The organism is Saonia flava (genome assembly GCF_011927795.1).
Taxonomy (GTDB): Bacteria; Bacteroidota; Bacteroidia; order Flavobacteriales; family Flavobacteriaceae; genus Saonia; species Saonia flava.
Genome location: NZ_JAATJJ010000002.1, coordinates 73,328 through 85,821 on the forward strand (window position 1 = coordinate 73,328; position 12,494 = coordinate 85,821).

The 12,494-nt window shown below is 35.8% G+C and carries 12 protein-coding genes; 5 read left to right on the forward strand and 7 right to left on the reverse strand.

Going from position 1 to position 12,494, the window contains the following annotated elements:
- Positions 1-323 precede the first annotated feature (323 nt).
- The 3 genes from GGR42_RS12460 to GGR42_RS12470 all read left to right on the forward strand — a co-directional run bounded on the left by GGR42_RS12460 (position 324) and on the right by GGR42_RS12470 (position 2,219).
- The gene (locus GGR42_RS12460) at positions 324-866 is read left to right on the forward strand and encodes a DUF4287 domain-containing protein (protein ID WP_167964647.1); all 543 of its coding nucleotides are present in this window, start codon (positions 324-326) and stop codon (positions 864-866) included.
- A gap of 128 nt (positions 867-994) precedes the next feature.
- Positions 995-1,849, forward strand: coding sequence for a CPBP family intramembrane glutamic endopeptidase (locus GGR42_RS12465; RefSeq protein WP_167964649.1), 855 nt, complete (start codon positions 995-997; stop codon positions 1,847-1,849).
- Positions 1,850-1,886: 37 nt separating this feature from the next.
- Positions 1,887-2,219: an antibiotic biosynthesis monooxygenase gene (locus GGR42_RS12470; RefSeq protein ID WP_167964651.1), complete on the forward strand. Its 333-nt coding sequence runs from the start codon at positions 1,887-1,889 to the stop codon at positions 2,217-2,219.
- A 189-nt stretch (positions 2,220-2,408) separates the two neighbouring features.
- Here GGR42_RS12470 and carB read toward each other — a convergent pair whose 3' ends face one another.
- Together carB and rpmH are read right to left on the reverse strand one after the other, a co-directional pair.
- On the reverse strand, positions 2,409-5,261 hold the full coding sequence (gene carB, locus GGR42_RS12475) for a carbamoyl-phosphate synthase large subunit (RefSeq protein WP_167964664.1): 2,853 nt from the start codon (positions 5,259-5,261) through the stop codon (positions 2,409-2,411).
- Between the two features lie 88 nt (positions 5,262-5,349).
- Complete coding sequence (gene rpmH, locus GGR42_RS12480) at positions 5,350-5,511, reverse strand: 50S ribosomal protein L34 (protein WP_167964675.1); 162 nt, start codon at positions 5,509-5,511, stop codon at positions 5,350-5,352.
- A 201-nt stretch (positions 5,512-5,712) separates the two neighbouring features.
- Between rpmH and GGR42_RS12485 the strand changes: the two genes are divergently transcribed.
- Complete coding sequence (locus GGR42_RS12485) at positions 5,713-6,228, forward strand: DUF2892 domain-containing protein (RefSeq protein ID WP_167964677.1); 516 nt, start codon at positions 5,713-5,715, stop codon at positions 6,226-6,228.
- Here GGR42_RS12485 and cls read toward each other — a convergent pair.
- Genes cls through GGR42_RS12500 form a run of 3 tightly spaced genes read right to left on the reverse strand, consistent with a single transcriptional unit; the run spans position 6,225 to position 9,340 of the window.
- Positions 6,225-7,688 carry a cardiolipin synthase gene (gene cls, locus GGR42_RS12490; protein ID WP_167964679.1) on the reverse strand — a complete coding sequence of 488 codons (1,464 nt, stop codon included), beginning with the start codon at positions 7,686-7,688 and terminating at the stop codon, positions 6,225-6,227. The genes GGR42_RS12485 and cls overlap by 4 nt on opposite strands.
- 2 nt (positions 7,689-7,690) lie before the next feature.
- Positions 7,691-8,632 (reverse strand): lytic transglycosylase domain-containing protein, encoded by a 942-nt coding sequence (locus tag GGR42_RS12495; protein WP_167964681.1) that lies wholly within the window; start codon positions 8,630-8,632, stop codon positions 7,691-7,693.
- Between the two features lie 45 nt (positions 8,633-8,677).
- Positions 8,678-9,340, reverse strand: coding sequence for an alpha/beta fold hydrolase (locus tag GGR42_RS12500; protein ID WP_167964683.1), 663 nt, complete (start codon positions 9,338-9,340; stop codon positions 8,678-8,680).
- Between the two features lie 174 nt (positions 9,341-9,514).
- Here GGR42_RS12500 and GGR42_RS12505 point away from each other — a divergent pair, with 174 nt between their 5' ends.
- Positions 9,515-9,808, forward strand: a complete 294-nt coding sequence (locus tag GGR42_RS12505) for a GNAT family N-acetyltransferase (RefSeq protein ID WP_167964685.1) — start codon at positions 9,515-9,517, stop codon at positions 9,806-9,808.
- A 31-nt stretch (positions 9,809-9,839) separates the two neighbouring features.
- Here GGR42_RS12505 and mtaB read toward each other — a convergent pair whose 3' ends face one another.
- Positions 9,840-11,183 (reverse strand): tRNA (N(6)-L-threonylcarbamoyladenosine(37)-C(2))-methylthiotransferase MtaB, encoded by a 1,344-nt coding sequence (mtaB, locus tag GGR42_RS12510; protein ID WP_167964687.1) that lies wholly within the window; start codon positions 11,181-11,183, stop codon positions 9,840-9,842.
- Positions 11,184-11,261: 78 nt separating this feature from the next.
- On the reverse strand, positions 11,262-12,437 hold the full coding sequence (locus tag GGR42_RS12515; RefSeq protein WP_167964689.1) for a GlmU family protein: 1,176 nt from the start codon (positions 12,435-12,437) through the stop codon (positions 11,262-11,264).
- Positions 12,438-12,494 lie beyond the last annotated feature (57 nt).

Sequence of the window (12,494 nt, forward strand, 5' to 3'; positions counted from 1 at the left end):
ATAATCGCCGCAACGGCCTTATTTTACGACATATCAGAACGCTACCTGCCCGTCTGGCAGATGGGCATGCAATTTATTCACTGTTGCTTTTTATTTCACGGGTGTTCATCGGTCGCTGCGATCGGTGGCACGGCAAATTTTATTCCAAATACCACAAAATCCAAAAGGTACGACCGCTGCGCGGCCTTTTTGGAAACCTAGTGTTTGAAACCCAACTCCCAATAATCAGCCAAATTTTCTAATGATAGTTATAGGATTTTGCTATATTTCCTTAAAAATCAACAAACTGCGTTTGGCAGGTCTTGTATAAAAATTAAAGAATTATGGACAAAGCATTACAAACAATGATTGACAATATGCCTGAAAAGACAGGCAAGTCATTAGAGGAATGGAAAAATATTTTGAAAAAAAAATCCTTTGCCAAACATTCTGAAGGAGTCAGTTTTTTAAAGTCCGAGCACAATGTTACACATGGGTTTGCCAACACTATTGTTGCGTTGTCAAAAGAAGAAAATAACACACATGAAGATTTAGTAGCAACCCAATACACAGGAAAAGAGAATCTAAGACCAATTTATGAGGAGTTAATTAAGTATGTTAATTCTTTAGGCTCTGATGTTACAATTACACCTAAAAAAGGAAGTGTAAGTATTATTAGAAAAAGACAATTTATTCTTATTAAGCCTGCGACTAAAACAAGAATCGACCTTGGATTTAAGTTAAAAGATAAACCGACAACCGATAGACTAGAGAACTCGGGTCCATTTGGTACAATGTGTACCCATAGAGTGCGATTATCGGATAAGTCAGAAATTGATAAAGAATTGAAAAGTTGGATTTCTGAAGCTTATGAAAAGTCAATTTAAACTGGTTACAACAGTGCCTATGAAGCATGGGCCTGACCAACCAAACCGTTCCTACGCTTTATAGCAGGTTATTGTAACAAAACCATAATCTCTTCGTCTCCCATAGATAAATCAATCCGAAAAGTCAAATGCCAAAAAATCCATCAGAACGTAAAGAAGCTTGGAAAACAATATTTATTTTCTTGGCAATTGTCGCTGTTATTAGTACTATATTTCATTATGCTATAGTTAATTTATATCCTTCTAGAATATACATTGGTGGATTGATGTGGTGTCCCGCAATAGCTACAATAATAACACTCAAATTGAAAGGACGTTCTATTTCCTCTCTAAATTGGAATTGGGGAAATTGGAAATATATTCGGTTGTCTTATTTTATTCCTGCTTTGTATGGCTTAATCACTTATATACTAATCTGGCTTTTTGGATTTGGAAGTTTGACAAATGAAGAAGCAATTACAGATTGGGCAAAAGAACTTGGTTTGATTGGAATAGGAACATTAAATCCAACATCAATTATAATTATAGCCATTATCTTATTAGGATCTATTGAAGTAATAAGAGCAGCAGCAACAACTTTAGGAGAAGAGATTGGATGGAGAGGGTTTTTCATTTATGAATTAAGAAAGGTTCTTTCCTTTACTGGTGTTTCTATTTTTAGTGGAATTATCTGGGCTTCTTGGCATTGGCCATTAATTGTATATTATGGAAATAATGTAATCTTGGAATTGATTACATTTTATATTGTTATTATATCAATGTCATTTATTATGACTTATTACACATTTAAATCCAAAAGTTTATGGCCGGCAGTACTATTTCACGCTGTAAGTAATGTTTATATTCAAAAAATATTTCCTCCTTTAACAACAGAAATTGAAGGAACCGAACACTGGCTTGGTGAAAATGGGATTATGTTTGCCATTGTAACTTTTGTCTTTGGGATATACTATTGGAGAAAAGCCATTAAAGAAAAAATATGACTGAAAAAGCACGGTGCCTAACACTAATTGGAATAACTTGAATAGCAAACCGAAAATCATTAGAACCTGGAAAGGTTGGACTACTTTGGAGAATGCCCCTATCTATGAGGATATGTTGATCAATGAGGTATTTCCTACTGTAAAAAAGAATGGGGTATCTGGATTGGAAAAAGTTAGTATTTCTACAAAAACCAAAAAAGATGAAGTTGAATTTTTCCTTGTCCTACAATTTAATTCTATTGATGCCGTAAAATCCTTTGCTGGAGAAAACTATTCAAAGGCCTATATACCAGATAATGCAAAGTTAGTATTAAAGAGATATAACAAAACAGCTGAGCATTATGACTTAAAAGGAGAGTTAATTCTTTAAATATTTATAAAGGGTTCCTAAACACCTATAACCCTTCGTTTTGTTGGATTTTCCAATCGGGAATCCTTGTATATTCACTAACTAACTTTAAGACATATTGAAAGGTATGTGAGCCTTTACAAAACTAAGTCATATCCCATTCCAGTTATCTTAAATCCGCTAAATATGTGTATCTATAGTTTCCGGAGTTTATTTACTCAAATACATTTTTCTCCTGGAATAAAGCGTATAGAACTCATCGTCTTTTAAACTATCTATAAACAAAATGCTTTCCCCTGTACTCTTCATTTCTGGGCCTAAGTTCTTATTTACATTAGGGAACTTATTAAATGAGAACACTGGTTGTTTTATGGCATAGCCCTCCAATTGTGGATTAAACTTAAAGTCTTTCACTTTCTTTTCCCCTAACATTACCTTGGTTGCATAATTAACATAAGGCTCTTTGTATGCTTTAGCTATAAAAGGAACCGTTCTAGAGGCTCTTGGGTTGGCTTCTATGATATACACCATGTCATCCTTTATAGCGAACTGTATATTAATCAATCCAACTGTATTCAATGCCAAGGCAATCTTTTTGGTATGGTCCTTAATCTGTTGCATTACAAACTCACCCAAATTAAAGGGAGGCAATGTAGCATTGGAATCCCCTGAGTGTATACCACAAGGCTCTATATGCTCCATAATACCAATTATGTAAACATCCTTACCGTCGCAAATAGCGTCCGCTTCAGCTTCTATGGCTCCATCTAAATAGTGATCTAAAAGCAACTTATTATTGGGTATTTTTCTAAGCAGGTCTACCACATGCTCTTCCAATTCCTGCTTATTGATGACAATTTTCATTCCTTGACCTCCCAAAACGTAAGACGGTCTAACCAGTAATGGAAAATCCAGTTCATCTGCAAGGGTCAATGCTTCATCTGCCGTTTCTGCCACACCAAACCTTGGAAAAGGAATATTGTTTTCCATCAAAAGTTTAGAAAAACTTCCTCTATCCTCTGCCAAATCAAGAGATTCATAGCTTGTCCCTATAATTTTTATACCGTACTTGGATAGCTTCTCTGCAAGTTTTAAAGCCGTCTGGCCACCTAATTGTACGATAACACCTTCTGGCTTTTCATGCTGAATTATATCATAAATATGTTCCCAAAAAACAGGTTCAAAATATAGTTTGTCCGCAGTATCAAAATCAGTGGAAACCGTTTCTGGATTACAATTGATCATAATGGTTTCATAACCACATTCGGCAGCTGCCAATACCCCATGTACACAGCAGTAATCAAATTCTATACCTTGACCAATACGATTAGGCCCAGATCCGAGCACCACAATTTTTTTCTTATCGGTTACAATACTATCATTTGCCACATATTTTACTCCATCTGGAGTTTCTATTTCTTCTTCGAAAGTGGAATAGTAATAAGGGGTCATGGCCTTGAACTCAGCGGCACAGGTGTCTACTAATTTAAAAACCCTGTTTATTCCCTGTGACGAACGTTTCTTATGGACCTCACTCTCATAACAATCCAACATATGGGCAATTTGTCTATCCGCAAAACCTTTTTGTTTAGCCTCCAACAAAAGTTCCCTTGGCAAGGATTCTATTGTATATTTTGATATTTCCTTCTCCAATAAATGTAATTCCTCATATTGTTTAAGGAACCACATATCTATCTTGGTAATATCGTGTATTCTGCTAAGGGGAATCCCCATTTGTATGGCATCATAAATAACAAATACGCGGTCCCAACTGGCTACCTTTAGCTTTTGGATAATTTGGTCATAATCCTTGTACCCTTTACCATCTGCTCCTAGTCCATTTCTTTTAATTTCCAATGATTGGGTGGCTTTGTGCAAAGCCTCTTGGAAGGAACGGCCAATGGCCATTACCTCTCCAACCGATTTCATTTGAAGCCCCAAACTTCTATCAGAGCCCTCAAACTTATCAAAGTTCCAACGTGGTATTTTTACAATTACATAATCCAAAGTTGGCTCGAACAAAGCCGATGTAGATTTTGTAATCTGGTTGTCCAACTCATCCAAATGATAGCCTATGGCCAATTTTGTGGCAACTTTTGCAATGGGATACCCTGTTGCTTTTGATGCCAAAGCAGACGAACGGGAAACCCTTGGATTAATTTCGATAGCGATAATATCTTCTTTTTCATCTGGACTTACCGCAAACTGAACATTACATCCTCCAGCAAAATCACCAATGCTGCGCATCATCTTAATGGCCATATCCCTCATTTTCTGATACGTCCTATCGGACAAGGTCATAGCAGGCGCCACGGTAATGGAATCCCCTGTATGGATTCCCATAGGGTCCATATTCTCAATGGCACAGATAATGACAACATTGTCATTTTTATCCCGCAACAATTCTAATTCATATTCTTTCCAGCCCATTAAGGCCTTGTCTATCATTACTTCATGGATAGGGGAGATTTCCAGACCACGGCTCAATAACTCATCAAAATCCTCAGGTTTGTATACAATGGATGCTCCTGCCCCACCCAATGTGTAGGACGCTCTAATAACCAACGGAAAACCAAACTCTTGGGCAATTTCTTTCCCTTTTAAAAAAGATGTAGCTGTCGCCTGTGGCGCCATTCCTACCCCTATCTTCAACATAAGCTCCCTAAACTTTTCACGGTCTTCCGTAATGTTGATAGCGTCTATGTCCACACCTATTATTTCAACATTAAAGTCTTCCCATATCCCTTTTTCGTCTGCTTCTATACAAAGGTTCAAGGCCGTTTGTCCTCCCATTGTTGGCAATACAGCATCAATATTAGGGTGGTTCTTTAGAATCTGTATAATTGACTTTGTAGTCAAGGGTTTAAGATATACATGATCCGCCATGGACGGATCCGTCATAATAGTTGCCGGATTACTATTTATCAAAACAGTCTCAATTCCATCTTCTCTTAAGGAGCGTAAAGACTGCGAACCAGAATAATCAAACTCACATGCTTGTCCAATAACAATAGGTCCAGAACCAATAATTAAAACTGATTTTATATCTTTTCTTTTCGGCATTTTTTATTTTGTTATATTTTTAATCAAAAAAAAGGTGCTACTTTAAAAAAAGTAACACCTTTAATATTTTAGAAAACAATCCTATCATTTATTTTTTATGTCTCAGCTCTGAGGATACAGTTAATTTTTTTCTTCCTTTTGCTCTTCTCCTAGCAAGAACCTTTCTGCCATTGGCAGTAGCCATACGTTCCCTGAAACCATGCTTGTTTCTCCTTTTTCTCTTTGATGGTTGAAATGTTCTTTTGCTCATTACTGACTATTTTATATACTTGTATGTCTTATTCTATGGATCTGTTTATTGCTATCGCAAAACTGGGCGCAAATATACGAAGAGTTTTTGCTTTCCCAAATCTATTTAAAAAAATATTTTAGGATAGTTTTATTACTTTTGCATGCAGTTTTTTACACGTTAAACAGAAACAATCATTAATTAAGAGTAACCTATATATCCATGTTCAATAAAAACATAAAACTTGTCATTGCCGGACTTATTATTGCTTATGCCGTATATCAATTTATAGAAGGGTCCATTGGGAATGGCATTTTTTTACTTCTTCTATCTGGAATATTCATCTTTCTTTATTTTAAAAATGAAATTATACTGATGTCTTTTTTGAGAATGAGAAAACAGGATTTGGATGGAACACAAAATTGGTTGGCAAAAATAAAAAATCCTGAAAGTGCTCTTGTCAAAAAACAACAGGGGTATTACAATTATCTTCATGGAATCATTTTTTCTCAAAAAAACCTTACCCAGGCAGAAAAATATTTTAAAAAGGCTTTAAAATTAGGTCTAAGCATGGATTATGATGTAGCTATGGCAAAATTAAGTCTTGCAGGTATAGCCATGCAAAAGAGAAGAAAACGAGAAGCAACTACGCTATTACAAGAAGCAAAAAAGTTGGACAAGAACAATATGTTGACAGATCAAATAAAAATGATGCAACAACAAATGAAAAAAATCTAAAGTAGCGGGGCCCAAAGTCTACTAAAAGATTCCTGAAGTTTTCTACGAATACTTCTGTTTTTCCATCTTTCCAAGTCTACTTCTTCGCTATCAACCAAATCTGATTGGAAAATTTCTTTGGCGTTCATAGCTAGCTCTCTATCGTAGATCAGAGAATTAATTTCAAAATTAATGGCAAAGCTTCTATAATCAAGATTTGCAGTTCCAATGGTGGTTATCCTATTGTCCGAAACCATACTCTTGGCATGTATAAATCCTTTTTTATATCTAAAAATTCTAACCCCAGACTCCAATAATTGCTCTATATAAGAATCAGATGCGTATTGTGCTGCCCATGAATCTGATTTCCACGGAATAAGAATTTTTACATCCACACCACTCCTTGCCGCGGTTTTAATACTAGTTAGTATTTCACTATTGGGAATTAAGTAAGGGGTGGTAATGAACAGATATTCCCTGGCAGAATTAATTAGTGAAAATATAGCTTCCATTATATTTGCCCAATCCGAATCAGGCCCACTGGAGGCAATTTGTACTGCTTTTGGGTTTTGGAAAATTTTATGGGGTTTTGGAAAGTAGCCATTGTCTATTTCTGGTTTACCATTGGATACAAAACTCCAGTTCAATAAAAAACTTGCTTGTAAGGAACCTACTGCTTCTCCTTCCAATCTTACATGGGTATCCCGCCAAAACCTTTTGTTCACAAAACTGTTGTCATACTTTTGCTCAATGTTAATTCCCCCTACATAACCAACTTCTCCATCAATGACTATAATTTTCCTATGATTTCTATAGTTTATTTTACTAGTAAAATTGGAAAACAATACTGGCATAAAAGGAAAGTGCTCTACTCCATTGGACGTGAGAAGTTTTTTTGATTTGCTACTGATACTACTTCCCACATCATCGTATATCAATCTAACCTTGACTCCTTTTTGTGCTTTATTACACAAAATATCAATAATCTCCCCTCCCAGTTTATCATCTACCAAAACAAAGTATTCCAAATGAATATGATGTTTGGCATTTAATAGGTCTTTCCTTAGTGTTTTATACTTTTCCTCTCCATTTACTTGAATTTGGCAGCTATTGTTAAAAGTTAACACGGCTTTTTCATTGTTCCTTAATAGCCTGTATATTTTGTATATGGCTGGTCCATATTCATCTTCAAAATCTTCCTTTTCCTTACTATCTAAAGCCAGCTCCTCTCTCCATTTTTTCAATTTTGTGTTATCGGAAAGGTATTTCTTTTTAAAAATCTTGTCCTTTCTATAATCCTGTCCAAAGAAATAATATACCAATAGTCCTAAAAAAGGCAGAACGGCCAAGGCAAAAAGGTAAGAAAGTGTTTTTACGGGGTTCCTATTTTTAAGAACTATGATAAAAGAGACTACGATGACCAGAGTATAATTAAGCCCTAGTAAGATTTTCCAAAGATTCTCTTTTAGAAAAAGAAGCATTTCTATTTAGAAAATGAATAGTACCCCTTTACCGGAATTTCTATAACATATTTTTTCTTTGAAGCATTGTTTAAATGTGGCTCCCTTAACCAAGGATTATGACGTTTAAGAACTTTATAGTTAATTTCATAAAGCTCCGCAAAATCTGCAAAATTGGTTATGGGCTCCTCCACCTCCACATTAAATGTGGGTACTGTGGTGTACATATCATCCTTGGCGATATCAAAACCATATTTATCCGGACTTGATAAAATTTCTTTTATGGCCATGATTCTAAACACATAACGACCTGTTTCCTCTCCCAATAAAAGACTGTAGTAATCTTCTGCTTTTTGGATGCCCATGAATTTTTGAATGCCATATGGTCCTGCATTATAGGATGCCGCAGCCAAGGTCCAACTACCAAACTTATCTTTTGATTTTTGAATATACTTACATGCCACTTCCGTTGCTTTCTCAATATGATATCTTTCATCAACATTGTTATTGACCTCTAACCCATATTCCCTACCGGTAGTTTTCATAATCTGCCAAAAACCAGTTGCACCAGCAGGTGATACTACATTTTGCAGACCACTTTCGGCAACAGCCAAATATTTAAAATCATCTGGAATACCATTTTTGGCCAAAATAGGTTCTATAATAGGGAAATATTTATTGGCCCTTTTCATTAGCAAAAGCGCATTGGATTGCCAATATGTGTTTACCAAGAACTCTCTGTCCACTCGTTCCATTACCTCTGGGTCCTCTAAAGGAACAGATTCATTGGCGAAATTTAAATCCTTAGGAATATCAATAGTAGAAATTCTGTAACCACTAGGTGTTTCGTTAATGTTTTCAATATTTGCCTCAGCTACATCTGTATTGTCCTGAATGGCAAAAATTAGGGTGCTTACAACAAAAACCATCCCTAAAAACATTAAGATATTCTTTAAAAACTTCATAACAGCTATTTTTTTAATGAACTAAAGGTATTAAATACAACTCCTTTATTCCAAAATAATTGCGGGCAATTGTTCATTGAACCATTTTGCACGATGTATTATCATGGTATGAGTGCCATTTTTAACCGGTATACATTCCTTTATATGACTCATTGGAAAAACTGGGTCCTTTTCTCCATGGATATGAACTAAATTGGGTATAGGTTCTGTATGTCCCCAGTTTACAATTTGATCTATGGACCAGTCTATATAATATTTATCCCTAACCGAAAGAAACTCTTCATATAGTTCCAATCGTTTAGTAACTGTTTCCCCAAAAGCATATTTTGCCAATAACTCCACATTGTTCACCAATCCCGTAGGGAGAAGTTTATGTATTTTGGTGTATTTGGCAAATATCATTCTTTTAGGCAGTTCTGACTTGTGCTTTACGCTGGATATTACAATTACCTTTTTAACAGGCATTTGTTTTGCCATTTCCTGTACCAAGATTCCTCCAAATGAAACGCCAATAAGAACAGGCTGGCGATGCTCTATCTTTTTACACATCTCTAGTGCGTATTCTTGAATACTACTGCCCTTCTTAGGAACAAACCACTCAAGAAGGTGAACAACAAACTTATCACTTGGTAATGAAATATTCTTGAAAATAGACGGGTTTGCTGCCATTCCAGGCATTAGGTAAACATGTATTTTCTCATCTATCATATTGGGACAACAATGGGTTTTAGCTAGGAATTTAGCATTTTTTTTATTACTTTTGTAAGCTCACTGTTAATTTTACCTGAATTTAAAAACTAATCAAAAATACTTAATATTAAGAGGATTACGATTAGAGAACGTCGTGATTTTTTTATCTAAATCAACATTAAATAGAACTATATGAATGAAATGGAAATTAATGACAATAGTTTTTTGCGTCAATTTGAGACTAGGGTAAATGGGCAACTGGCCAAAATTGAATACTCATCTCAGGAGCGTAAGGTTTTTTTAACCAAACTTGTAATTCCAGAAGGAATTACCAAAGAAAGTTTTAAGGAAGAGTTCATTAAAGGTGTTCTTCATCAAATACAGGATAAAAATTTAAGAGTAGTTCCTACAAGCCCACAGATAGCAGGATTTCTAAGAAAAAATAGGCAGTATAAAGAAATGCTTCCTGTAGGTATCAGAATCTAAAGTATTTAAACCTCTCTTCCGAGAGGTTTTTTTATACCTCTACTTCATCATTTACAAAGTTCAATCGCATCAATCCATCTTCATCAATACCAGAAAGCTCAATTTTATGCAGCGTATTAACAAGGGATGGATTCCATGGCGTCTTCACCTTAATATAGTTTTCTGTAAATCCACGTATGTAACCTTCTTTATTTTCCCCTTCAAATAAAACCGTCCGTTCGGTTTCAATCTGGCTTTCATAGAATGCCCTTCGTTTCTTCGCAGATAATCCCCTTAGCATTTTACTGCGCTTACTTCTTATGTTTTTAGGCACTACTCCATCCATATTTGCAGCAGTGGTATTATCCCTTTCTGAATACGTAAAAACATGGAGGTAGGATATATCCAATTCATTTAAAAAATGATAGGTTTCCAAAAAGTGCTCGTCCGTTTCTCCAGGAAAACCAACAATGACATCTACACCAATACAGGCATGTGGCATTACTTCCCTAATTCTGGCTACCCTTTCAACATATAAATTGCGTAAGTACCTTCTGCGCATTAATTTTAAAATGGCATCACTACCGCTCTGCAATGGAATGTGGAAGTGAGGCACAAAGCAATTGCTCCTGGCAACAAAATCTATTGTTTCATTTTTAAGGAGATTTGGCTCTATGGATGATATTCTTAGTCGATGGATACCATCCACTTCATCCAATGCTTTTACTAACTCTAAAAAAGTATGCTCATGCTTTTTATTTCCAAATTCTCCCTTTCCATAATCACCAATATTAACCCCTGTCAATACAATTTCCTTGATTCCTTGGGCAGATATTTCAGCGGCATTTTTTAATACATTGTCCAAAGTGTCGCTCCGAGAAATTCCTCTGGCCAATGGAATTGTGCAATAAGTACACTTATAGTCGCACCCATCTTGAACTTTTAGGAAAGCCCTTGTCCTGTCTCCAATGGCATAACTACCAACATAAAAATCCGCATCCTCTATTTCACAGGAATGTATCTCTCCCATTCCTCGGTTTCGTTCAGGACGACTAAGTATATCATTTATATAATCGGTAATCTTAAATTTTTCAGTGGCTCCTAGAACCAAATCAACTCCATCTACGGCAGCCAATTCTTCTGGCTTTAGCTGTGCATAACAACCTATAGCGGCAACAAAAGCATCAGGATTTGCCTTTTGAGCTTGTTTTACTATGGTTTTAAAGCGTTTATCGGCATTGTCGGTAACCGAACATGTATTTATTACATACATATCTGCAACCTCAGAAAAATCAACTCGTTCGAAACCTTCTTCTTGAAAATTTCTTGCGATTGTTGAAGTTTCAGAAAAATTGAGCTTACAGCCCAAGGTGTAAAAAGCAACTTTCTTTTCCATTAATGACAAATTCCTTAAAAAGGATTGCAAAGATAAACAAATTGAAATCGGCCATTAGGCACCATCCTAAAAGGAAAACTATCCTTTTCGCCATTTCTTGGTTTCTTCAAAAACATGGCTTAGGATATCTGCCTCTTTTTGATCAAACTCCACTCCTCTCCTACCCATCATAACCGTAGCTGTTTCAAAAGCTTTTTTTGGAAGATAGTTGGAAAATCCTGAAGCTCCTCCCCAACTAAAACTGGGAACAAAGTTTCTTGGAAAACCGGAACCAAAAATATTACTGCTAACTCCAATTACGCTTCCTGTATTAAACATAGTATTAATACCACACTTACTATGATCCCCCATCATTAATCCACAAAATTGAAGGCCAGTGCGGGCAAATCCCTCTGTTTCGTAACTCCACAAACGCACTTCGGCGTAATTGTTCTTCATGTTAGAAGTATTGGTATCCGCACCAAGATTGCACCATTCACCCAAAACTGAATTGCCCAAAAAACCTTCATGCCCCTTATTGGAATATCCAAAAAGAACCACGTTGTTTACTTCCCCACCAATTTTAGAATATGGGCCAATAGTAGTTGGACCATATATTTTGGCCCCCATTTTTACAATAGAGCCATCACAAAGGGCAAAACCGCCCCTGATGACACTACCTTCCATAATCTCTGAATTTTTCCCAATGTAAATAGGACCCGTAGATGCATTAAGAATACTACATTCAATTTTTGCTCCTTCTTCCAAAAACACATTCTCAGGGCTTATAATAGTATTGGATTTTGAAATAGGCTGACTTTTTCTGTTTTTTGTCAAAAAATCAAAATCCGACTGCAGTGCGTCTCCATTCTTTGAGAATATATCCCAAGTATGTTCTATTCGAAGTACTTCTCCTCTATATTCAATTATTTTATAAGATGAAAAATCTGTTTCCAATTTAGATTTCTTGGAATAAAAAGCAATGACATCACCATTATAAAATATAGCCTCACCTTCGTTGAGGTTTTTTACTAATTGCATCAACTCTTCATTTGGTAAAAAAGAAGCGTTTATCAATACATTTGATGAAGACTCTATTAAAGGCCACTTTTTTGCCAAGTAATTCTCCGTGATTGTACTGGTGGCACTTTCAAGATATTTTTCCCATTTTTCACGTATGGTCAAAATCCCCACCCTAATATCCGCTACAGGCCGAGTAAAGGTAAATGGAAGCAGTGCGCTTCTAACAGAACCATCAAAAAGAATGTAATTCATCAAAGGAGTTTTTGTAAAAATAAAAAAGTCACCTTCCCAAAACAATAGGAACGTGAC